Source organism: Gemmatimonadaceae bacterium (genome assembly GCA_035533755.1).
Taxonomy (GTDB): Bacteria; Gemmatimonadota; Gemmatimonadetes; order Gemmatimonadales; family Gemmatimonadaceae; genus JAGWRI01.
Window position 1 is genome coordinate 100,263 of record DATLTC010000060.1, and the last position, 22,979, is coordinate 123,241.

At 70.2% G+C, this 22,979-nt stretch carries 20 protein-coding genes and 1 riboswitch; of the genes, 16 read left to right on the forward strand and 4 right to left on the reverse strand.

Annotated features, from left to right (window positions below):
• Positions 1-48: 48 nt before the first annotated feature.
• A complete protein-coding gene (locus VNE60_09305; GenBank protein HVB31706.1) occupies positions 49-450 on the forward strand; it encodes a hypothetical protein in 402 nt (133 codons plus the stop codon).
• Between the two features lie 15 nt (positions 451-465).
• On the opposite strand, the gene VNE60_09310 is transcribed toward VNE60_09305, so the two are convergent.
• A complete protein-coding gene (locus tag VNE60_09310) occupies positions 466-876 on the reverse strand; it encodes a hypothetical protein (GenBank protein HVB31707.1) in 411 nt (136 codons plus the stop codon).
• Positions 877-1,088: 212 nt separating this feature from the next.
• Between VNE60_09310 and VNE60_09315 the strand changes: the two genes are divergently transcribed.
• From VNE60_09315 to VNE60_09365, 11 genes are all read left to right on the forward strand, one after another.
• Complete coding sequence (locus VNE60_09315) at positions 1,089-2,666, forward strand: Gfo/Idh/MocA family oxidoreductase (protein HVB31708.1); 1,578 nt, start codon at positions 1,089-1,091, stop codon at positions 2,664-2,666.
• 26 nt (positions 2,667-2,692) lie between these two features.
• Entirely contained in the window at positions 2,693-3,406 is a 714-nt protein-coding gene (locus tag VNE60_09320; GenBank protein HVB31709.1) for a DUF1080 domain-containing protein, read from the forward strand.
• Positions 3,407-3,408: 2 nt separating this feature from the next.
• Positions 3,409-3,687 carry a hypothetical protein gene (locus VNE60_09325; protein ID HVB31710.1) on the forward strand — a complete coding sequence of 93 codons (279 nt, stop codon included), beginning with the start codon at positions 3,409-3,411 and terminating at the stop codon, positions 3,685-3,687.
• A gap of 8 nt (positions 3,688-3,695) precedes the next feature.
• A complete protein-coding gene (locus VNE60_09330; protein HVB31711.1) occupies positions 3,696-4,226 on the forward strand; it encodes a hypothetical protein in 531 nt (176 codons plus the stop codon).
• A gap of 105 nt (positions 4,227-4,331) precedes the next feature.
• Positions 4,332-8,306: a glycoside hydrolase family 38 C-terminal domain-containing protein gene (locus VNE60_09335; GenBank protein ID HVB31712.1), complete on the forward strand. Its 3,975-nt coding sequence runs from the start codon at positions 4,332-4,334 to the stop codon at positions 8,304-8,306.
• Positions 8,307-8,316: 10 nt separating this feature from the next.
• Positions 8,317-8,652, forward strand: coding sequence for a hypothetical protein (locus VNE60_09340; protein ID HVB31713.1), 336 nt, complete (start codon positions 8,317-8,319; stop codon positions 8,650-8,652).
• A gap of 82 nt (positions 8,653-8,734) precedes the next feature.
• Positions 8,735-13,048 carry a M14 family metallopeptidase gene (locus tag VNE60_09345; protein HVB31714.1) on the forward strand — a complete coding sequence of 1,438 codons (4,314 nt, stop codon included), beginning with the start codon at positions 8,735-8,737 and terminating at the stop codon, positions 13,046-13,048.
• A gap of 154 nt (positions 13,049-13,202) precedes the next feature.
• Positions 13,203-13,568: a hypothetical protein gene (locus tag VNE60_09350; GenBank protein HVB31715.1), complete on the forward strand. Its 366-nt coding sequence runs from the start codon at positions 13,203-13,205 to the stop codon at positions 13,566-13,568.
• A gap of 90 nt (positions 13,569-13,658) precedes the next feature.
• Complete coding sequence (locus VNE60_09355; GenBank protein ID HVB31716.1) at positions 13,659-14,327, forward strand: hypothetical protein; 669 nt, start codon at positions 13,659-13,661, stop codon at positions 14,325-14,327.
• 11 nt (positions 14,328-14,338) lie between these two features.
• Positions 14,339-15,130, forward strand: coding sequence for an arginine deiminase family protein (locus VNE60_09360; GenBank protein HVB31717.1), 792 nt, complete (start codon positions 14,339-14,341; stop codon positions 15,128-15,130).
• A gap of 39 nt (positions 15,131-15,169) precedes the next feature.
• Positions 15,170-15,553, forward strand: a complete 384-nt coding sequence (locus tag VNE60_09365) for a Rid family detoxifying hydrolase (GenBank protein ID HVB31718.1) — start codon at positions 15,170-15,172, stop codon at positions 15,551-15,553.
• A 96-nt stretch (positions 15,554-15,649) separates the two neighbouring features.
• Here the strand turns inward: VNE60_09365 and VNE60_09370 are convergent, their stop codons facing one another.
• Positions 15,650-16,981, reverse strand: a complete 1,332-nt coding sequence (locus VNE60_09370) for a citrate synthase (protein HVB31719.1) — start codon at positions 16,979-16,981, stop codon at positions 15,650-15,652.
• A 281-nt stretch (positions 16,982-17,262) separates the two neighbouring features.
• Between VNE60_09370 and VNE60_09375 the strand changes: the two genes are divergently transcribed.
• On the forward strand, positions 17,263-18,054 hold the full coding sequence (locus tag VNE60_09375) for a sulfite exporter TauE/SafE family protein (GenBank protein ID HVB31720.1): 792 nt from the start codon (positions 17,263-17,265) through the stop codon (positions 18,052-18,054).
• On the opposite strand, the gene VNE60_09380 is transcribed toward VNE60_09375, so the two are convergent.
• Positions 18,055-18,537: an EVE domain-containing protein gene (locus tag VNE60_09380; protein ID HVB31721.1), complete on the reverse strand. Its 483-nt coding sequence runs from the start codon at positions 18,535-18,537 to the stop codon at positions 18,055-18,057.
• Positions 18,538-18,698: 161 nt separating this feature from the next.
• Here VNE60_09380 and VNE60_09385 point away from each other — a divergent pair, with 161 nt between their 5' ends.
• Genes VNE60_09385 through VNE60_09395 form a run of 3 tightly spaced genes read left to right on the forward strand, consistent with a single transcriptional unit; the run spans position 18,699 to position 21,167 of the window.
• Positions 18,699-20,258, forward strand: coding sequence for an aldehyde dehydrogenase family protein (locus VNE60_09385; protein ID HVB31722.1), 1,560 nt, complete (start codon positions 18,699-18,701; stop codon positions 20,256-20,258).
• A gap of 31 nt (positions 20,259-20,289) precedes the next feature.
• Complete coding sequence (locus VNE60_09390) at positions 20,290-20,874, forward strand: YggT family protein (protein HVB31723.1); 585 nt, start codon at positions 20,290-20,292, stop codon at positions 20,872-20,874.
• A complete protein-coding gene (locus VNE60_09395) occupies positions 20,874-21,167 on the forward strand; it encodes a DUF167 domain-containing protein (GenBank protein HVB31724.1) in 294 nt (97 codons plus the stop codon). Before VNE60_09390 ends, VNE60_09395 begins: the two co-directional genes overlap by 1 nt.
• Here the strand turns inward: VNE60_09395 and VNE60_09400 are convergent.
• On the reverse strand, positions 21,164-22,804 hold the full coding sequence (locus VNE60_09400; GenBank protein ID HVB31725.1) for a PAS domain S-box protein: 1,641 nt from the start codon (positions 22,802-22,804) through the stop codon (positions 21,164-21,166). The two genes, VNE60_09395 and VNE60_09400, sit on opposite strands and share 4 nt — an antisense overlap.
• A gap of 78 nt (positions 22,805-22,882) precedes the next feature.
• Positions 22,883-22,956: riboswitch (SAM riboswitch) on the forward strand.
• Positions 22,957-22,979 lie beyond the last annotated feature (23 nt).

Consider the following 22,979-nt stretch of genomic DNA (forward strand, 5'->3'; position numbering starts at 1 on the left):
AGGCCGCGTCGAGGGCGGGCCGTTCGCTCATCTCCACCGGGAAGGCTGGTGCTCACCACTGCCGCAGCGCGCGAGACCCTGGTCCGGAACCTCGTCACGGATGCCGACGCGCACGACGCCGGCCGCTACGACGAGATCGGCCGGCGGTTCGACAGCTTCGAGCACGCGTTCCCGTTGGGCGATGCCGGCGAGCTCACGGAGTTGCGCATCGCGCTCACCTTCTGGGACTCGTGGATCGACGCCCGGAACCACGGATGGCAGCCCACGGCGGGCATCCAGCCCCAGGAGTGGCCGGGGCTGGCGCGCGACATCGCCGCCGATCTCGCCGCGCTCCGCCCCATCGCCAGCGAGCGGATGCGAAAGTTGTTCGACGCCGACCTGCAGTCCGGGTTGGGAGACCGCGTGCACATTCTCGCCGACCGCCTGCGCGAACGCGCGCGGCGGGTCTAGGCGAACGCCGCGGACCTACTTGGCAGGGCGAGCCTTGGCTTTGGCGGCCACGCCCTTGGCCACCGCACCCTTGGCGGCCACGCCTTTCGCGGCCACGCCCTTGGCGACCGGCACGGGCACCTCGACCGGCACCTCGACAGCGGGCGCTGCCGCGGCGGCCGGCTGGCCACCCTGCCCCGGTCCGCGACGCCAGTACGGCGTGGGCGGGGCGGCGCGGCGCACCAGGAGGTCGTCGTAATACGCCACAATCCGTGCCCGCACGGACTTCTGGGTGTCACGCGCGCTGGCCCGGAAGGGCGCATACCGCTGCCGATCATCGGTGGAAACGCGGAACCACCACCACGCTTCGTTTCCCGGCGTCCGCGCTTCTTCCACCGTGCACGTGAAGGTGCGGTCCTGATCGACAAACTCGAATGCTTCGATCACGTCTCTTCCTGTTAGGCTGTCTTTCAATCTAGTCGAATGCAGCGTTTCATGCCGCTTTTCGCCCTGATTTTGGCCATTCCGGGCCCCGGCGGACGCCCCGGAGCCCCACGACCCCGGCCATCCGCCCCCCCGGGCAACCGGCCGGCGAGATTGACCTCGTGGTGCCGCCGGGTGCACTCTAATGCGACTATAACAAACCGGAGATCGGTCCCATGTCCCGAAAGAAAGTCACGCGCCGCGAATTCGTTTCCGACGCGAGCAAGCTGGCGCTCGGCGCCCTCGTGTTGCCCCACGGATTTCCCACCATCGTCCCGCGCCACGTGCTGGGAGGGCCCGGCTACGTTGCCCCGAGCGACCAGCTCCAGGTGGCCATCGCCGGATTCGGCGGCATGGGATCGGTGAACGCGCTCGAGCTGTCGAAAACCGAGCGCATCGTGGCCGTCTGCGACGTGGATCTCGCGTATTCCGGCCGCAACCTCGCCGCCAAGCTCAAGAACCGCGACGGCACCCCCCGCCCCGACGGGCTCAAGCTCCAGGAGCAGTTCGACGCCGCCGCCAAGTACACCGATTGGCGCGAGATGCTGGAGAAGCAGAAGGACATCGAGGGCGTGGTGGTGGCCACCCCCGACCACAACCACGCGGTGATCGCCAACGCGGCGATGCTCGCCGGCAAGCACGTGTACGTGCAGAAGCCCCTCACCTATTCGGTGTACGAGGCGCGGGTGCTGCGGGCCACGGCGGCCAAGACGGGCGTGAAGACGCAGATGGGCAATCAGGGCCACTCCGGCGACGGGGCGCGCCTGATCAACGAATGGATCCAGGCCGGCGTCATCGGCACCGTGCGTGAGGCCCACGTGTGGACCAACCGCCCCTGGGGGTACTGGCCGCAGGGCATTCCGCGTCCGGCCAAGGCCACGCCCGAACAGGCGGCGCGCTTTGGCACGAGTTGGGGCCAGGCCGCGGTGGACAACTTGCTGGCCAACGCCATGGCCGGCGACTATCCCATGCCCCCGGGCCTGCGCTGGGATATGTACCTGGGTCCGGTGGCGGAGGACGTGGCGTATCACCCCATCTACCACCCGTTCAACTGGCGCGGGTGGACGGATTTCGGCATCGGCGCGCTGGGCGACATGGGCGCGCACCTGATCGATCAACCGTACTGGGCGCTGGGGCTCACGCAGCCCACGAGCATCGAAGCCACATCCACGCCCTGGGGCACGAGCGTGGTGCAGCCGGTGGCCGGCGCGATGGGCCCCGACGGGAAGCCGGCGCATCCGTACCGGGTGCCGGTGACGTATCCGCTGGCCACGACCGTGCACTACCAGTTCGCGGCGCGGGGTTCGCAGCCGCCGGTCAAGCTCTTCTGGTACGACGGTGGGCTCTTCCCGCCGCGCCCCGACGTGCTGCCCGACGACGTGACGCTCCAGAGTGACGGCGGGGTCCTGTTCATCGGCGACAAGGGCGTGCTCCACAACGACACGTACGGCGAGAATCCGCACTGCTACCCGGAGTCGCTGATGGACGTGGCGCGCGCGGTGCCGAAGACGATCCCGCGGATCACGGTGAGCCACGAGCGGAACTGGGCGCTGGCGTGCAAGGGACTGGCCGAGGAGAGTTCGCCGATCTCGTACGCGTCGCAGCTCACCGAGACGATGCTGCTCGGCGTCGTGGCGGTGCGGGCGGGCCAGGGCAAGAAGATCTATTATGATGCCGAGCACATGCAGGTGACCAACATGCCCGAGCTGAACCAGTACCTGAAGCGGGAGTTCCGCGACGGGTGGGCGATCTGACCAATGCACATTCCGAGGACTCCCTGATGAAGCATTCTCTGGCAGCACGTGCGGCCGTGTTGGTGTCCGTCGTCTCGCTCGCGGCGGCGGCGAGCGCCGGCGCCCAGGCTACCACCAACACCCTCACCGCCGCCCAACGCGCCGAGGGCTGGCATCTGCTCTTCGACGGCCACTCCATGGACCAGTGGCGCGCCTACAAGGGCCAGTCCATGGACGGATGGCACGTCGTGGACGGCACCATGACCAAGAGCAAACCCACGGGCGACATCGTCTCCAAGTCCAAGTACGCCAACTTCGAACTCGAGATCGACTGGAAGATCGGCACGGCCGGCAACAGCGGCATCTTCTACCGCGGCACCGAGGAGTACGACCACATCTACTGGAGCGCGCCGGAGTACCAGCTCCTCGATGACGCCAATGCCCCCGACGGCAAGCAGCGCATCACCTCCGCCGGCTCCGACTACGCCGTCTATCCGTCCCCCGCCGGCTACCTGCACCCCGCCGGCGAGTGGAACTCCACGCGCATCATCGTGAACGGCAACCACGTGGAGCACTGGCTCAACGGCCACAAGCTGCTCGCGTACGAGTTGGGCGGCCCCGATTGGACGGCCCGCGTCAAGGCGAGCAAGTTCCACGCCTTTCCGGATTACGGAAAGGCGGCCACGGGCTACATCGGCATCCAGGGCGACCACGAAGGCGATTTGTCGCTGCGCAACATCAGGATCCGGGAGCTGCACTAGCGATGGCAAACACCGTCGGCCTGGTGATTCTCCTCGCGTTTCCCCTCGGCGTCGCCATCGCCGCCGTGCGCGCCGCCATCCGGTGGAAGGGCGGCTGGCGCACGGCGGCCATCCTGCCACTGGTCGGCATCGGCGGCGATCTACTGTTCTCGTATTACAGCGGCCGCGTGGATCCGGCCACGCACCATCTGTGGCCGTTCGAACTGATGACGGTGAGCGCGATCTGCGCGGTGTTCCTCATGGCCGCCGCGTCGCTGCGTAAGGGGACGCAGCACACGTAGCAACGCACATGCCGCACCGCCCCCCCAGCGGCAGCCGCAAGCCTCCGACCTTCGGCCAATGGCTGATGCTCGGCATCCTCGTGTTCCTGGTGGTCGTGCTCGCCCTCCAGGACACGCGGTATGCGATCATCGTCAGCAAGCACACCGCGGCCCTCTGGGCGTCGGTGCTGAGCGCCCTCGCCGGCGTGATCATTCTCCGGTCGGGGTGGGGCGCGAGCGAGGAGCGCACCGACAAGCAGCTCGAGTTCGGGACGGTGGAGAACAGCTTCTACGAACCGCGGCGCCACGGGCTCGTGCAGGGGGGCGCCGTGCTCGGGGGCGTGGCCGGCGCGCTCTGGTGGGGCATGCAGTCGTGGTTGCTGCTGTTCGCGGGCATGCGGCGGCATCAGGCCACGCGCGGACTGCTCGACTTCGAACTCTCGGTGCTGGTGGGCGCGCTCGCCGGCGGCGTCGTGGGCGCCACGCTGGGGCTCGTCGTCGGACAGGTCTGGGAGCAGCGGCACCGGCGCAAGCGCCGCGAACGCGCGTCCGCGAAGTAGACGGCCCGCTGGTAAGACGCCGCGCGAAGCGACATCTTCCACAGCGGCGAGATGTTCCCGTCGTGGGCCCGAGTCCGTCTGCTCATCTTCCCGAGACCGCCTGACATGTCCGTTCGCACGCTTCGCCACGCCGCCGCGTGGCTCGCTCTCTTCGCGGTCGGCGCCGCGGCCCCGTCGGCGCGCGCCCAGACCGCCAACGCCGCGTCCCGCATCTGCGACCGGCCGGTCGTCCCCTGGCTGCTCATCGGACCCTTCCCCGTGGACACGGGCGCCCTGCGCCTCGACAAGCAGGACATCGGCGACCCCGCCACCCTCATCGCGCGCGCCGGCCAGGCCGCTAGCGGCCACGTCTGGCAACCCGTCGCCATGGACGAGTTGGGGCAGTTCGACTTCTTCAAGGCCTTCGCCGCCACCACGCTCGACAACGTGGCGGCATACGCCGAGACCTATCTCGCCAGCCCCGACGACCGCACGGTGAAGCTCGGCGTCGAGAGCGACGACGATGTGATCGTGTGGCTCGACGGCGCGCTGCTCGAACGCCGCGACATCGCGCGCGGCGTGGGCACGGGCACCGATACCCTCACGCTGCATCTGCATCGGGGCGTGAATCGTCTTGTGTACAAGGTGGTGAATCGCGGCGGCGGCATGGGGATGGGCGCGCGCTTCCTGGCCGACAGCCCCGATCCGGTGGGCGACATCGTCGCTTCCGATTCGCCGGACGTGACCGTTCCGACGGGCGCGGCCGCGTCGCGGTTCCGCGTGGGCCCGGTGGCGGCGCCGAGCACGGCCCGTCTCGCCGACGGAGTGCTCACCGTGCCGCTGCTGGTCTGCGCCGAGCGCGGTGAATCGGCGGAGTCGGCCGCGCGGTTCGAGTTGGGATCCTCGCACACCACGACCACCATCGCCGCCGGCGGCTCGCACCCCGCCGCCACGCTCAACGCCCCCTGGGGCGAGCTGGCGCGCGGCGCGCTGGGCGGCGGCGCGGAGCTTCGCGCCGCGCTGTTCCCCGCGGGCGCCGAGGGAGCGCTCGATTCCGTTCCCGCCGGCCGCCGCGGCTCGGCCACCGTTCCGGTGAGCCTCACCGCGCTCCTCGACATGCTGTCGCGCCCCATCGGCATGACCATCTGGAAGCAGGCGCCCAACGCCGCCGACGCGATGCGGCCGTCCACCGACTGGGCGCCGCTCGATACGATCCTCGCCGACTCGACCGTGCGACGGTCCATGGCGGCGATCGGCTTCTCCGCCCGCGTGCCCGTGGAACTGGGCGGACTCACGCTGCAACTGCACGCCGGCGAGTTCATGCCCGGCGGCACGTACACCGTGAACGGCGCCGCCGTCTCCGCCGATTCGCTGGGCCGCGTCACGCTCTGCGCGCCGTGCACCGCCGGCGCCACGCTCGACGTGGTCGTCCATCCCAACGGCGGCACCTGGTGGGATCCGCCGGTTCTCCGCGTGGCCGACCTCGGCTGGCACGAGATCCACGACGGCGCGCAGTGGGCGCGCTTCTTCACGCGCGACAGCACCATCGCGGTGCCCGGCGATGACGTGGCCCGGCAGATGGCCGCCGCCGTGCTGCAGCCGGACAAGGTTCGGTACCATGCCATCGTCCAGCAGTGGCTGACGACCCTGGCGCCGGCCATCGCCCAGGTGCGGCGCGACACGATCGATATCGTGGGCAATTCGCACATCGACGCCGCGTGGCTCTGGCGGTGGCGCGAGACCGAAGGCGTGGTGGACGCCACATGGGCCACGGCCACGAAGCTCATGGCCAAGTACCCGGACATGCACTTCGCGGCGTCGGCGGCCGTGTACTACGACGTGGTGCAGCAACGCGACCCCGCGATCCTGGCGCGCATGCAGCGGCTCGAGAAGGAGGGCCGCTGGAACCTGGTCGGCGGGTGGTGGCTCGAACCCGACGTCAACATGCCGTCGGGCGAGTCGCTCGTGCGCCAGGGGCTGTACGGCCAGCGCACGTTCATCAAGCTGTTCGGCCATCCGGCGCGCGTGGCCTGGATTCCCGACACCTTCGGCTATCCGTGGTCGCTGCCGCAGATCTTCCTCAAGAGCGGGCTCGACTTCTTCGTCACGCAGAAGCTGCGCTGGAACGACACCGACAAGTGGCCGGCGCGGTTGAACCAGTTCTACTGGCAAGGCCCCGACGGCTCGAAGATCTTCTCGTACATCCCCTACGGCTACGACAGCGATCTCGATCCCCACGCGCTGGCCACGCAGGAGCGTGCGACGATCGATTCCAGCGCCGTGCCACAGATGCTCACGCTCTACGGCGTGGGCGATCACGGCGGCGGCCCCACCATGCAGATGCTCGAGCGCTCGCACGATCTCAAGCGCATCCCCGCGTTCCCGGTCATCCGCGACGACAGCCCCACCGCCGCGCTCGCGCGCATGCGCTCCGAATTCCCCAAGAGCGGCCCGGTGGTGCGCGACGAACTCTACCTGGAATACCACCGCGGCGTGTTCACCACACAGGCCGAGATGAAGTGGTGGAACCGTCACATGGAAGGCCTGCTCGGCGGCGCCGAAGCCGCGGCCACCGTGGCCCCGGCGCCCTACCCGCGCGATGCCCTCACCCGGGCCTGGGAAGCCACGCTGTTCAATCAGTTCCACGATCTGCTCGCCGGTTCCGGCATCGATTCCATCTACCAGGATGCGACGGCCGATTACCGGCAGGCCGGCGCGCTGGCCACGGGCGCGCTCGATGCGTCTGTGCGGGCCATCGCCGCGCCGCTCGACACGCGGCCGCTTGCCCGGGGCGACGTGCCGATGGCGGCGTTCAACCCCAGCGGCGTGGCGCGCACCGGCGTCGTGGACATCCAGCCGCCGGCCACGGCCGACGACGCCGGTTCGGCGGCCGACTGGACCGCCGTCGACGCACGCGGCCGCGTGCTCCCCAGCGAGCGCGGCGACTCCGGCCGCATCCGCGTGCGCGTGGGCCCGGTGCCGGCGCTCGGGACGAGCATCTTCTTCCTTCGCCCCGGCCGGCCGCGCGCCGCGGCCGCCGTGGACGGATGGACGCTCGAGAATCGCTATCTGCGCGTCACGATCGACTCCACCACCGGCGGCATCGCCCGCATGTACGACAAGGTCCGTCGCCGCGACGTGCTCGCCCGCGGGCCATACGCCAACGGCCTCGTGCTGATGGTGGACGATCCCAAGGACTACGACGCGTGGAACATCGACAACCTGAACGGGGCCCGCACCTGGCTCACGGCGCGCGCCGGCGGCGCGCGGCCGGCCGTCACCCGCGACGCGTTCGGCACCTCGATCACCGTGTATCGCGGCCAGGACCGGTCGCTCGTCACGCAGCGCTACGAACTGCCGGCGGACGCCGACCGGCTCGACATCGAGACCAAGGTGGACTGGCACCAGTCGCATCAACTGATGAAGGCGGTGATCCCGCTCGCGTTCCACATCGACAGCACGCACGCCGAGATCCCGTACGCCGTGATCGGCCGCACCACCCGGCCGCGCACGCGCCAGGACAGCGCGCGGTTCGAGACGCCGATGCTGCGCTTCGTGGACGGATCGGCCACCACGGGCGATTACGGCGTGGCGGTGGTCAACGCCGGCAAATACGGCTACAGCGCCAGCGGCGACACGATCTTCCTCACGCTGCTCCGCTCGCCCAAGTCCCCCGACCCCCGCGCCGACATGGGCGTGCAGCACTTCGAGTACAGCATCGTCCCGCACGCCGGCGACTGGCGCTCACCCGCCGTGCGCGTGGCGGCCCGCGCGCTCAACGAACCGCTGCGCGCCGTGCGCGTGGACCCGCACGCCGGCACGGGACGCGCCACCGCCAGCCCGCTCACGATCACCGGCGGCACCGTGGAACTGGGCGCGCTCAAGCGCGCCGAGGACAGCGACGCCTGGGTGGTGCGCCTGGTGGAGACCACCGGCAAGCCGACCACGGCCACGCTGCGGTTTGCGCATCCCGTGACCGCCCGGGAAACCGATCTCCTCGAGCGGCCCACCGGCAAGACCTTCACGTCGCGCGGCAACGTGCTGTCGGTGCCGATGGGACCGTGGGATATCGAGACCGTGCTGATTCCCAAGACTCCCTGACCCCGCCGCCATGACGCTGCGCGACATTCTCTCTCCCAACCCTCGCCTCTCGCGCGAGGAATATGAGCTGGCGGCGTCCATCGGCCGCCGCCGGTACGCCGTGCGGGGCGCCCTGCGCATGGCCCGCTGGCTGGCGCTGCTGAGCGTGGTCATCTTCGGCTTCCGCGGCACGAGCGGCGAAGGATGGGCCCAGTTGATCACGCTGCGGGTGGGGTTCGAGGTGCTCGCCCTCATCGTGGCGTGCTCGGCGTTCGTGGGCTACACCACCTACGCGCTCACCTGGCGCGCGCTGCACCGGATGTACGCCCGCGGCGACGGCACCGACGGCCGCGACAGCACGGAATGATCTGGTGAGCCCGGGAGACGGGCCGTAAGTTCGACGCGACGCAGGCTCCGCCCGCCGCCCTTCTCCCGCCGCAGGATCGCCGATGATCGACCGCCTCTCCCGGGCCGCGCTGCTGCGCGCCCTCTACCTCACGGCGCTCGCCGCGCTCCCCGCGCTCCCCGCCACGACGCCGGCACAGACGCCCGCCATCGCCCGCACGGATTCGGCCCGCGACCTGCGCGATATCTTCGCGCCCGGCTACATCCTGCAGGACCGCAATCACGATGGCGTCATCGACTTCCTGAACGCGAAGATCGTACGGCCGGCCTCGCCGAGTGAAGCCGACGTCGCGGCGGCGGCGAACGTCGCCGCCAGGCTCGGCTACGAGACCTCGGCCGCCGACCTCGACCTCACGACGGCCGATGCGGCCACGACCGCGGCGTACGACGTGCCGGTGATTCTCATCGGCCGCGGCAATGCGCTCATCGCCCGGGCCGCTCCCTCGGTGGCGCGGGCCCTGGACGACCTCGCTCCGGGCCAGGGCGCCGCCGTGCTCATCCCGCCCAACGATTTCTTCCGAGAGGGTGGCGTGCTCCTGGCCGGCGAGGACGGCTCGGGCCTGATCGCGATCGCCGACTACTTCTCCAGCCGCTATCCGAGCATCTGGGCGCTGCACGGCGATTCGTACGGCGACATCGATAGCAGGCTCTCCGCCTTTCTTGCCGCCGGCGGAGCCGCGCCGCGCACCGTGTCGCTCGACCGCATCGTGATCGACGCGGGGCACGCCGGCGTGAACCGCGCGCAGCTCGCGGTCCGCCTGCCCGATAGCGCCGCGTACGCCCGCGCGGTGGCCGCGCTCGAGGCCCCCGACACCGGCGCCGCCCACGCCGGCGCGCGCGGCGCCAGGCCCGGCGGCCGCCCGCGCCGCGCCGACCTCGACTTCGCCGATCTCGACCGCCTGGACGTCATGGTGAGCGACGGCACCCAGCGCCGCACCCTGCGTCTCCTGCCGGCGCACCCCTGGCAGACCAAGCCGGACGCCGAGTACGCAGTCCGCGACAACCCCGACTTCACGCTCTCGGATCTCTACACGATCAGGGGACTATTCCGCGATTCGAATCAGGATCTCGTGCCCGATCGCACCGACGCCTATGTCTCGCTGCACGGCACGCAGGCGCCCGATGCGCTCGCCGCGTTCAGCGCCCGCGTGGGGCTCGAGACCCCCGGCATGCGCTTGCCCTTCGTGCAGGTGAGCGGACAGAACGATCACCCCGAGACCGCCGGATTCCCGATCATGTTCGGCGTCGGCCATTATCAGACCGAGCGGCTGCGCGAAGCCGGGAAGCTCGTGGGCGACACGACCGCTCCGGCCGAGGGCTCGATGCGGTTCGTGAAGGGCGCATTCGGCGGCAAGAACGGAATGGTCATCGACGCCGCCGACCGGGCGGGGCTCGACGCGATCACCGACTACGCGGCCACGCGCATGCCGTATCTCTGGGAGTACGGCAAGGGCAACTACCAGCTCTCCGACGTCGAGACCCAAGTGCGCCGCTTCTTCCAGGCCAGGGAAGCGCCGGGCCAGACGGCGCTCGCCGTGGTCAAGCTCGGCCAATGGCTCGACCGGCTGAAGGGCAAGGCGGTGGATTCCATCGGCGTCGAGATCGCCGCCAAGGATCGCTACGCGGGGCTGGACCGCTACGCCGAACAGATGGTGCACGCGCGCTTTCCCGACGCCAAGGTCACCGTGCTCACGCAGCAGACCGGATTCGGCGTCGGCAAGATGATCTTCACCCAGGAGGCCACACTGCCCTGGGAGGTGAACACCTTCTGGAAGGACTTCCGCGAGCAGGCGCTGCCCAAGCTCACGGCGGCGAGCCGCGGGCGGATCGAGGTGCGGCTGAGCGAATCGCCCGCCGAACGCGCGAAGATCGCCGAGCAGATTCGCCGCGAACTGGCGGCCCGCGGCGTCGCCAGCGATGCGTTCGACGTCCAGGTGCTGAGCGCCTACAAGCAGGGCTACAGCTGGCTCCACGACGAGATACTGCCGCAGCTCCTGGGCAAGCGCGTGGGAAGGATCGAGATCACCTACCGCACGCTCAAGGATTCCAAGGAAGTCAAGTGGAGCACCGTGGAGTCCGACACGCGTTGGCTGCAGGAGCTCTACCCGATCGACGACGTGATGGCCAGAACGCTCGGCATCTCCGACTCGGCCATCACGTTCACGCCCACGCAGCACGGCGACTCCATCTACACGGTGCGCGCCCTGGCGCCCGATGGCCGCGAGATCGTCGCGGCATCGTTCAGCCCACGGTATGTCATCCGGCCGATGTTCGACCTCTTCCCGGCATACGAACACGTGCGCGTGACCACCGGATGGGTGCACGTGGTGGACAACGGGCGCACCGTGCTCGACCAGCGCGTCGAGACCGATCCCGAGACCTTCTGGGACTATTTCCAGCAGAAGACGTATCCGCGCATCGCCGACTATTTCATGGACGTGCAGCACGGCCGGCCGTCGCAGAGCTACGCGCCCTACTTCGACGAGCTGAACGTCGACCTCGCGATGAGCGAACCCAGCTACCGCATCGGGATCGACGAGGAACAGATCTCGTCGCTCGAGGCCATCCACGAAGACATCTACTTCGAGACGCTCACCCTGTTCGATCTGCTGGGCGGCCGGTGGGGCATCGGCAGCGTCAATTACCCGGGGCGCATCATCCCGCACATCGCACCGCCCGTGGACGGCCAACCCCCGCACCTCAAGATCACCTTCACCGGCAAGGACAACGCGGTGCCGCGGCTGGTGATGGCGTATCGCGAGCATGGCCGCGACCCCGTGCGCGACCGGTACGACCTGAGCCCGCTGCCCGTGGAAACGCCGCCGCTGCGCGGCATCTCGGTGCGCGCCGGCGCGTCGGGCGTGGCGCAGCTCACGTTCCACGTCACCGCGCTCGATTCGTCCTACCGCTGGGACGACTACCGGCTGCGCGGCACCGAGGAGAGCGTGGACCGCCAGCTGCTGCCGGCCACCCTCCTCGCCGGCATGGTGCGCGCCATGGCCGACCTCCACGCCCACGGCGTGGCCGAGCGCGCGATGAGCTTCGACCGCGTGGGCAACCTGCTGTTTCACGTCACCCTGCAGGACACCACCGCGCGCTTCGCGACCCTCGCGTCGCTACCGCGCGGCGCGCACCCGATGTCCACGGCGCGCCCCGTGCTCCTGGCCCGGAATTTCAGGTACACCGGGCAGCGGCTCGTACAATGGAACAATCCCATCCCGCCGCCGGAGAGCGATTCGGTGCTCGCCGAACTCGCGACCTTCCCCGGCGTTCACCCCTACTGGGTGGGCCGGTCGTTCCTCGGCAAGGACATCTTCGCCGCCGACTTCCTGCCGCCCATGGAGTCGCGATTCGTATCGCAGGCCAAGCTCGACGCACTCAAGCCCACGCTGCTGCTGTCGGGCCGCCAGCACGCCAACGAGGTGTCGAGCACCAGCTACATCCTGCGCCTGGGCGAGCTGCTCGCCACCGACACCAACTACTCCAGGCTCCTGCGCAAGGTGAACGTCGTGCTCCACCCGATCATGAACGCCGACGGCGCCCAACTGGCCTACGATCTGCAGAAGGTGACCCCGGACTTCATGGTTCATGCGGGCTACCTCGGCGCGCTCGGCGTGGACGCCACCACGGGCGCCGGCACCGAGGACCCCGTGTACCCCGAGTCGAACGTGCGGCCGCTGCTGCAGCAGACGTGGCTCCCCGACATCTACATGAACCTCCACGGCTACCCGAGTCATGAGTGGGTGCAGCTCTTTGCCGGCTACTCGGCGTGGGTGCGCGGGCGCACCGGAGAGCAGCGCCAATGGTGGTCGCCCCGCGGGTGGTTCGTGCCGGGCTTCACCTACGTGGACGATCCCGCGCATCCGCAGTTCGAGCGGGCCCAATTCGCGATTCTCGATTCGGTGGCGGCGGCGATCACGGGCGATTCAGCCGTGAACGCCATGGACCAGCGGCTCTACGCGCGCTACCGGAAGTACGGCGAGCAGGACACCGAGAATTTCCGCCAGTACTTCAACCACGGCATTCTCGTGTATCAGGCGCTGCGCGGGCGGCCGCTCGACGGCGGCGGTCGGGGCGGGCGCGGAGGCCCGCCGCCCGGCGGCGCCGCGGCCGCGGCGCTCAACAGCCCCCGCATCAGCTACTTCTCGCTCGTCACCGAAGCCCCCGACGAGACGGCGCACGGCGCCTGGCTCCATCTCGTGGCGGGCGCCGGGCTCACGGAGACGTCGGCGTTGCTGCGCTATCTGGCCGAGGGCGTGAACGAGATCCGGCGCGACAACACGGCGTACGCCGGATTCGTGAATCGCGCCGAGTTCCGCGTGAAGCCGGTGCTGCCGAGGGACAGTACCGCGCACTAGGGCATCTCGACGGGCGGCGGGCGGCGGGCGGCGGCGTGGAGGCTCGCCCGACCGTCCGGTGGCCCCTCGCCCCGGCGCCGGGTCTATCCTGCGGGTATAATGCCCTGACGACCGCGCGGCTCGACTGGCCGCGCCACCCTTTGGAGGCCCGAGCATGCGATTGACCGCGAAGATCGTGCAGATGCTGATCCGACTCTGCTTTGTCGTTCTCCTCGTCCTCGGCGTGCTTTTCTGGTCCGGACGCGCGCTGGACCTGGTGAATGTGCACATGCTGATCGGGACGATCCTGGTCCTCGGCTTGTGGGTCTTGGCCATCCTCGGCATCCGCGCGCGCGCGGGCTGGGGACTCATCGCCATGGCGGTGATCGGCGGCCTCGTCGTCATGGGCCTCGGCATGGCCCAGACCCAGCTCGTCCCGGGCGACCTCCACTGGACGGTCCGCGTGGTCCACCTGCTCGTGGGCGTGGCCGCGATCGGGCTCGCCGAGCAGCTCGCCGCGCGCATCAGCCGGGCCACCTGACCGACGCCGCGGCGTCGGTTAAGCAAATCCTCATCTTGAGTTAATCCGGCCGCCCTTTCGCGGCCCGGGCTTTTGCATACCGTAGAGTCCATGTCCCTCCCGACATGGATCCGCTCCTGCGTCCGCGCCGCCGTGCCCGGCCTCGCCCTCGCCGCCGGCGCGTGCGTCCGTGCGCCCGGGGCGGCCCCGTTGCCCGAGCGGTCGCGTGACGCACTGGCCGTCTACCGGACGATCGCCGAATCGGTCTATGTGCGCACGGCCGGCCGCTCAGTGGCGATCGTCACCGCGGGCCTGGACACCGCGTGCGGCGGCGCCGCGTGCCGTCCCCTGCTCGCGCGCTGGGGCCTGGATCCGCTCTGGTGGGCCCGGGGCGATTCGTCGTCCGCCCGCGAGGCGCGGTCCGACCTCCTCTCGCGTTCCGCCTCGCCACTCGTGCTCGCCCAGGTGCCCGAGGGACAGCGGCTGCTGCAGTCCATGGCGCCCGACTCGGCGGCCGCCGTCCTGGCCGCGCCCGATACGGCCCACTGGCAGGCATTCAAGGAGGCCCACGGCGGGGCCGCCGGGTTCCTCCGGTTCTCGTCCGTGGGATTCGACCGGTCGCGTGATGCGGCGATCGTGCTCGTGGAGTGGGAGTGCGGCCCCGCGTGCGGCCACGTCGTCGCCGTGGCGCTCGGCGCCAACGGCGCCGGGGCCTGGCGCATCGACGACATGCTGCTGGTGTCGTCGCGCGCGCCCAGGCCCGGGATCGGTAACCCCTGAGCCCGCCGCCGATGGCCGATCGGGCGACGGCCGCCGACACCCTCGTCGCGCTCACCCGCGACGTGGCCGACGCGATCGTCGACTGCGAGCTCACGCACCGCGCGCGGGCCGCCATCGACGTCGCGGTGGCCCGCGCGCAGCACGCCGCGTACGAGGCCCGGCTGCGCGCCGCGGGCTGCCAGGTGGTGCGCGCCGCGCCGGCCCCGCATCTGCCCGACTCGGTGTTCATCGAAGACACCGCCGTCGTGCTCAACGAGGTGGCGGTCGTCACGCGGCCCGGAGCCGCCTCGCGCCGCGCCGAGATCTCCGCCGTCGAGGCGGCATTGGCGCCGTTCCGCGTGGTGGAGCGCATCGAGCCGCCCGGCACGCTCGACGGCGGTGACGTGCTGGTGGTGGGGCAGCAGGTGTTCGTGGGCTGGTCGTCCCGCACCAACGACGACGGCATCGAGCAACTGCGCGCCCTCGTGACGCCGCACGGCTACACGGTGCAGCCGGTGCCGGTGCACGGGTGTCTGCACCTCAAGTCGGCGGTGACCGCGCTCAGCGACGAGACGCTCCTCATCAACCGCGCCTGGACGCACGTCGAGTCGTTCCGCCGGTTCGACCTGCTCGACGTGCACCCGTTCGAGCCGTTCGCGGCCAACGCGCTCCGCGTGGGCGGCCAGGTGATCGCCGCCGCCGAGTTCCCGCGCACCATCGAGCGCATGGCGCGCCGCGGCATCGCGCCGCTCACGGTGCCGGCGAGCGAGTTGGCCAAGGCCGAGGGCGGGGTGACCTGCTGCAGCCTGGTGTTCCGGCAGTAGACTTCCGGTGGTCGTCCTCCCGTCCTCCCGGCACACCCCATGCACCCCATCACGACGCCCCACGCCCCCCGCCCCGCGGGCCACTACAGCCAGGCCATCGTGCACGACGGCCTGGTCTACGTGGCCGGACAGCTCCCGCTCGATCCCTCCACGGGCGAACTCGTGGGCCCCGCGGACATCGAGGCGCAGACGGAGCGGACGCTGCGCAACGTCGACGCCATTCTGCGGGCCGCCGACAGCGGGCTCGACCGCCTGCTGTCGGTGACCATCTTCGTCACCGACCGTGCGCTGTGGGCCCCGGTCAATCAGGTCTACGCCCGCATGCTGGGCGCCCACCGCCCGGCGCGGGCGATCGTGCCGGTGGGCGAGCTGAAGCCCGGATGCCTGATCGAGATCCAGGCGATCGCCGCGCAGTCCCCCTGATCGGCCGCGCACCGCCGCGCCATGGCAGCAAAACGGACAGCCAACGATCGCTGACCGTTGGCTGTCCGTTGCACACCCCGAACTGCTGACTGCGCGTTATTTCAATTTGCTCTTGTATGCCCGCTCGCCCGGTCCGATGTAGATCTGCCTCGGCCGCGCGATCTTCTGTTCCTTGTCGTTGAGCATCTCTTCCCACTGCGCCAGCCAGCCGGCCGTGCGCGCCACCGCGAACAGCACGGTGAAGAAATCCGTGGGGAAGGCCATCGACCGGTAGATCAACCCCGTGTAGAAGTCCACGTTGGGGTAGAGCTTGCGCGACACGAAGTAGTCGTCGGACAGCGCGATGCGCTCCAGCTCCAGCGCGATCTCGAGGTCCTTGTCCACGCCCACCTGCGCGAACACGTCGTACGCCAGCTTCTTCACGATCTTGGCCCGCGGATCGTAGCTCTTGTACACGCGGTGGCCGAACCCCATGAGCCGGCCGCTGCCGCCCTTCACGGCTTCGATGAAGGCCGGCACGTTCTTCTTGTGGCCGATCTCCTTGATCATCAGCAGCACCTGCTCGTTGGCGCCGCCGTGCAGCGGGCCGAACAGCGCCGCGATGCCGGCCGCCACGGCCGAGAACGGATCGACGTGCGACGAACCCACCGCCCGCACCGCGTTGGTGGAGCAGTTCTGCTCGTGGTCGGCATGGAGGATGAACAGCACCTCGAGCGCCTTCACGAACACCGGATTGGCCTCGTATTTGGGCTCCGACATCCGCGCCACCATCGACAGGAAGTTCTCGACGTAGCCCAGATTGTTGTCCGGATAGATGAACGGCATGCCCTTGACGTGCCGGTACGCGAACGCGGCCAGCGTCGGCACCTTGGCCAGCAGACGGATGATCGAGATGTTCCGCTGCTCCGGATCGGCGATGTTCTTGGCGTCCGGATAGAACGACGACAGCGCCGCCACCGTGCTGCACAGCATCGACATCGGATGCGCGTCGTAGCGGAACCCCTGCAGGAAGCTCTTGATGTTCTCGTGCACGTACGTGTGGAACGTGATGTCGTGCACCCACTGCTTGTATTCGTCCTTGTTGGGCAGCTCGCCATGACGCAGCAGCCACGCGACTTCCAGGAACGACGCGCTCTCGGCCAGCTGCTCGATGGGATATCCGCGGTAGCGCAGGATGCCCTTGTCGCCGTCGATGAACGTGATCGCGCTCTTGCACGACGCCGTGTTCATGAACGCCGGGTCGTACGTCATCAGGCCGAACTCGTCGGGCTTGGTCTTGATCTTGCGCAGATCCATGGCCCGGATGGTGGTGTCGCCCTCCACCCCCTCCACCAGGATCGGCACCGAGTAGTTCGCGCCCGTGCGCGTGTCCTTGATTTCAAGCGCCGGGGCAGCTGCCCCCGCGGCGCCGATGGGTTTGTCATTCATCTCGAGCGTCGCGGCAGCTGCCCCTGCGGCGCCAGACTCTCTCTCTGTCTTGGCCATGCTACGTTCTCCGTAGGTGTATTCAGGCTGGCCGAGTGCCTCCGGCCGCGTCCAATCAATCTATGAGAGCGCGCACCGGAACGGCATTGCCGTGACTGTCAGGAGAGTGTTGCTTCCGCAGCGCTGCAATCCCCGACATTCTTTCCGTAGGAACGCCGACACTGCTCCTCCTGCACCCCCTGCTCGCCCCTTCCCCCGCCCTCCCCCTTCCGTCGGCCGTCCGGCTGGCCCTCGTCGTCGTCGTCTCCGCCCTGGGCGGCGGCGTCAACGCCATCGCCGGCGGCGGCACGCTGCTCACCTTCCCGGCCCTCATCGGCCTCGGGATCCCCCCCATCCTCGCCAATGCCACGAGCACCGTCGCCCTCTGGCCCGGGTCGGTGGGCGGCGTCTGGGGGTACCGGGAAGAACTCGCCGGGGCCCGACGCTGGGCCGCGGGCTTCGCCGTGCCCAGCCTCGTGGGCGGCGGAATCGGGGCCATTCTGCTGCTGCGCACGCCGCCCGCGCGCTTCGATGCGCTCGTCCCCTGGCTCGTCCTCGGCGCCACCGCCCTGTTCATCGCGCAGGGACCGGTCCTGAAGGCGGTGCGGCGCCGCCGCGGCGCGGCACTCTCCGCGCCGGAGAGCGACGCGCAGCGCACGGCCCGCGCCCCGACGGCCGGCGTGCTCGTCGCCCAGTTCCTGATCGCCCTGTATGGCGGCTACTTCGGCGCCGGAATCGGCATCCTGATGCTCGCCGCGCTCGGCCTCATGGGGCTCGCCAATATCCACCGCATGAACGGGCTCAAGAACTGGGGCGGACTGTGCATCAACGCGGTGGCCGCCACCATCTTCGCCTTCACCGGGCTCGTGAGTTGGCGCATCGCCCTCGCCATGGCCGCGGGCTCGATCGCCGGCGGATATGGCACGGCACGCATCGCCCAGCGGGTGCCGCAGGGCTGGGTGCGTGGATCCGTGATCGTCGTCGGCCTGGCCAGCGGCATCTGGCTCTTCATCGCCCAGCGCCGCGGACTCCTCTGATCAGACCTTCGCCGGCGCACCCAACCGCCGCACGATCTCGAACTCCGCCGCCGTCACCGGCTGCACACTGAGCCGGCTGCCGCGCTGCAGCAACGCCATCCGCGCCAGCTCCGGCTGGTCGCGCAGTTCGGTGAGCGTCACCGGGCGCGTGAATCGCTCCGCGGCCCGGAGACCCACCATCATCCAGGTGGGCGCGTCGCGCCGCGACTTCGGATCGTAATGCGGGTCGTTGGCGTCGAACGCGGTGTGATCGGCGTACGCCTCGCGCACCACCTGCGCCACCCCCATCACCGCCATCGGCTCGGCGTTGCTGTGGTAGAACAGCACGAGGTCCCCCTGCTTCATGCCGTCGCGCATGAAGTTCCGCGCCTGGTAGTTCCGCACGCCGTCCCAGCAGGTCGTCTTGCGCGGGCTGCCCACGAGGTCGTCGAACGAGAACGCGCCGGGCTCGGACTTCACGAGCCAGTAGTGGCGATCGGTCATGCGGGAAATCTACCGCGCCCTTGCTCCACCCGCGGCCCGCCGCCCTCCCTCAACACCCCGACGTGCCCGCGGGACAATCCCCACTTACCACCCCGCCAGGCCCGGCCCACGTTATACGGTGATACCGTACTACTATCCTGCTATCCCGTCCCACCGTCCCAATGTCATCGCCCACCGTCCCCGACCCCCACGCCGTCGAGTCCCGCGACCCGGCCACCGGCGAGGTCTGGCGCCGCTTCGACAGCACGTCGCCCGACCACGTCGCGGCGGCCATCGTCGCCGCGCGCCGCGCGCAGGCCGCGTGGCACGCCCGCCCACTCCGCGAGCGCGCGCGCCATCTCGAAGCGTTCCGCCGCGCCCTCTTCGCGCGACGGGACGAGGTGGCCGACACGATCGCCCGCGAGAATGGCAAACCGCCGGTCGAAGCGCTGGCCGAGGTGATGGTCACGCTGGATTTCGCGCGCTACTACTCCCGGCATCGGGTGCTTCGCGTGCTCGCCGAACGGCGCCACGTGGCCACCGGCCCCGCGATGTGGCGCAAGCGCGTGGCCGTGACCCGCGAGCCGTATGGGGTGGTGGGCGTGATCTCGCCCTGGAACTACCCGTTCATGCTCCCCACGTCGATCGTGCTCCCGGCGCTCGTGGCGGGCAACGCGGTGCTGCTCAAGCCGTCCGAGTTCACCACGCAGACGGGATTGCTGATCGCCGAGTTGCTGTACGAGGCCGGCGTGCCGCGCGACCTCGTGCGCGCGCTGCCGGGCGCTCGCGCCACCGGCGCCGCGCTCATCGAACGCGGGTGCGACAAGATCTTCTTCACGGGCAGCGAGGCCACCGGCCGCGTGGTGGCCGTGGAGTGCGGCGCCCGCCTCATTCCCTGCGTCCTCGAGCTGGGCGGCAGCGACGCCGCGCTCGTGCTCGATGACGCCGACCTCGAGCGCGCCGCCGACGGGATCGCCTGGGGCCGCTTCTCCAACAGCGGCCAGACCTGCGTCGCGCCCAAGCGCCTGTTCGTGGAAGACGCGGTCTACGACCGGTTCGCGGCGCTGCTCACGGCGCGCGTGGCCGGCATCCACGCCACGGTGGACCGTGCCGCGAGCGAACTGGGACCGCTCATCCGCCCCTCGCAGACGGCGCGCCTCGAAGCGCAGTACCAGGACGCGCTCGCCGCCGGCGCCACGGTGGCCGCGCGCGCCGAGCGCGTGACCGGCGACCTGTTCGCGCCCGTGCTGCTCACCGGCGTCACGCCCGAGATGCGCGTGCTCCGCGAAGAGACCTTCGGTCCGCTGCTGCCCATGGTCCGCGTGCGCGACGATGCCGAGGCCGTGGCCCGCGCCAACGACTCGGCCTACGGGTTGAGCGCCAGCGTGTGGAGCCGCGATGCGCGCCGGGCGCGCGCCGTGGCGGCGCGCCTGGACGTGGGCAGCGCCGTGATCAACGACTCGGTGATCGTGGCCGGAATGGCCGACGTGCCGCATGGCGGCGTGAAGGCCAGCGGCACGGGCCGTTCGCACGGCGTGGAAGGGCTGCTCGAGTGCGTGCACACCAAAGCCCTGGTCATCGAGCGCATTCCGCGCTTGCCGCAGCTGTGGTGGTTCCCCTACCGCGCCGGCCTGCGCGACGCGCTCGACGGCGCCGTGATCGCCCTGCACGCGCCCGGACTGGGCGCGCGACTGCGCGGCGCGTGGCGCGCGCGCCGGCTGCTGCGCCGGCCGCGCCCTTGATGCGCCGCCCCCCGTCGTCGACCTTTCGTCCATGACGGAGACACTCGGCGGTTACGCGCTGTTCGTGGCGGTGCTGCGCGGCATACTCCTCGGCGCGGCGCTGGTGGCCACGGCGGCGGCGGCCGTCGCCTGGGGCGTGCGCACGCGGCGGCTCGGTCCGTTCTCCGCCGCCGGCCGGTTCTCGAGACGGTGGGTGGACCCCGCGCTGATGCCGGTGGAGCGCGTGCTCCTGCGCGCCGGCGGCCGCGGCGCCACGGCGCCCTGGTGGGGGTTGGTCATCCTGCTCGTCGCCGGCGCCCTCGTGCTCACCACGGTCGAAGCCATCGCCGGCGTGGTGCTCCAGATCGCGTGGGCCGTGCAGCACCCGGCGGTGCTGCCCGTCCTCCTGCTCTCGTGGGCGTTCACGGTCGTGCGGGTGGCGCTGATGGTGCGGGTGATCGCGTCGTGGCTGCCCGTTCCCACGTACTCGCGCTGGATCCACTGGACGTATCCGCTCACCGAATGGATTCTCCGGCCGCTCCGGTCCTTCGTGCCGCCGCTCGGCGCCATCGACATCACCCCGGTGCTGGCTTACTTCGCGCTCTGGCTGCTGCAGAGCCTGCTGCACATCCCCTGATGGCGCTCGACGTGCGCGCGCGCGCCGGCGGCGTGCGGCTGAGCGTGCACGTGCAACCGCGCGCCGCGCGCAGCGAGATCGCCGGGGTGCACGGCCAGGCGCTCAAGGTGCGGCTCCACGCGCCGCCCGTGGACGGCGCCGCCAACGAGGCGCTGGTCGCGTTCCTGGCCGAGACGTTCGCGCTCCCGCGCCGCGCGGTGCGCATCGTGAGCGGTCACACGGGGCGCGCCAAGATCGTGGAGCTGGACGGCATCGAACCCGACGCCGTCCGCCGCGCGGTGGGCGAGGGTTAGCCCTCGACCACCGCCATCGCCGCCTGCATCGCCTCTTCCAGCCCTTCCATGCTGAACGGCTTGGCCAGGAAGGGCGTGTTGGCGTCGCTCAACTCCCGCCGCGTGAATTCGTCGGCGTGCCCGGACATGAACAGCACGTGCATGTTGGGCCGATCGGCCACGAGGAGATCGCGAAGCTCCAGGCCCGTCATGCCCGGCATGCGGATGTCCGTGATCAGCAGATCGATGTGCTCGCCGAACGCGCGGCTCACGCGCAGCGCCTCCTCGCCCGACGGCGCGTCGAGCACCGTGTAGCGTCGTCGCGAGAGCGCCCGGCGCAGCACGTCGCGCACCGCCGCCTCGTCGTCCACCACCAGCACCGTCGTGCGACCCGAGATCACCCGCGTGCGCGACGGCGCCGTCGGCGTCCGCGGCACGAGCGTCAGCCGCGGCTCGCCGTGCGGCTCCTCGTCGGCCTCGACCGCCGACGGCGACGAAGTCGGCGCCGGCAACGGCAGCACCGGCGCGTCTTTGGCCCGCGGCAGATACACCGAGAACGTCGTCCCCTTGCCGGGTACCGTGGCAGGCCACACGTATCCGCCGCTCTGCTTGACGATCCCGAACACCGTGGCCAGACCCAACCCCGTGCCCGTGTCCTTGGTGGTGTAGAACGGGTCGAAGGCCCGGGCCACGGTGAGCGGATCCATCCCCACCCCCGTGTCGATCACGTCGAGGCGCACGTACGGACCGGGCTTCGGCGTCACCCCCCAGCGCCCGAACTCGGCGTCGAGGGTCACGGGGCGCGTCCGGATCGTGATCCGGCCCCGGTCCTCGATGGCGTCGCGCGCGTTCATCACGAGGTTCAGGACCACCTGTTCGAATTGCACCGGGTCGGCCAGCACCGGATCGATCGGCTCCTCGAGGTCCAGCGTGAGTTCGATCGTGCTCGCGGCGAGCACGCGCAGCATCGGCTGCATCTGGCGGATGCGCTTGTTCAGATCCAGGACTTCGGGGCGCAGCAGCTGGCGCCGGCTGAACGCCAGCAGCTGCCCGGTGAGCCCCGCCGCGCGCTCCGACGCCCGCACGATCTCATCCACGCACTCGTGGGCCGCCTGGTTGTCGCCCACCGCTTCGAGCAGCAACGCCGAGAATCCCTTGATGGCGGTGAGGAGATTGTTGAAGTCGTGCGCCACGCCCCCGGCCAGGAGACCCACCGCCTCCATCTTCTGCGCGTTGCGCAGGCGCATCTCGATCTGCCGCCGCTCCGTGACGTCCACGAACATCCCCATGATCCCCACCACCCGGCCGCTCCGGTCGCGGAGCGCCGCCGTGTGGAACAGCGCGTTCACCCGCGTGCCGTCGCGTCGCAGACGCACCACCTCGCCGGCCCGCAGCGGATGGCCCTCAGCGGCGTTCCGGATGTGATCCATCATGGCCGGGAAGGCGTCGGGCGGCACGTGGGGCGGCTGCCGCCCGATCACATCCTCCGCCTTCCATCCGAACAGCCGCTCGGCCTCCGGATTCCACATCAGCACTCGCGCGTCGAGGCCCACCACGGTGATCGCCAGCGGCGACTGGTTCAGAACTTCGCGAAACGGCTCGAGGTCCTGATCGCCCGCCGGCTTGCCGCGCGAAGATTGGTCGATCGGAGTGGACATCGTCGGATGAGTCTCGAGAGAATGGCCTGGGGCCCGGTCGCTTGCCGCTCCCCGCCCCGCCCTTTAATATGCGCAGGGACAACCGTCCGTGGCGATTTTCGGCAAATTGCGGCCACGTTAAACAATCGCTAAAGCGCCTGGCTCGGCGCTCCCTGCTCCGGGCCCTTTTCGTTTT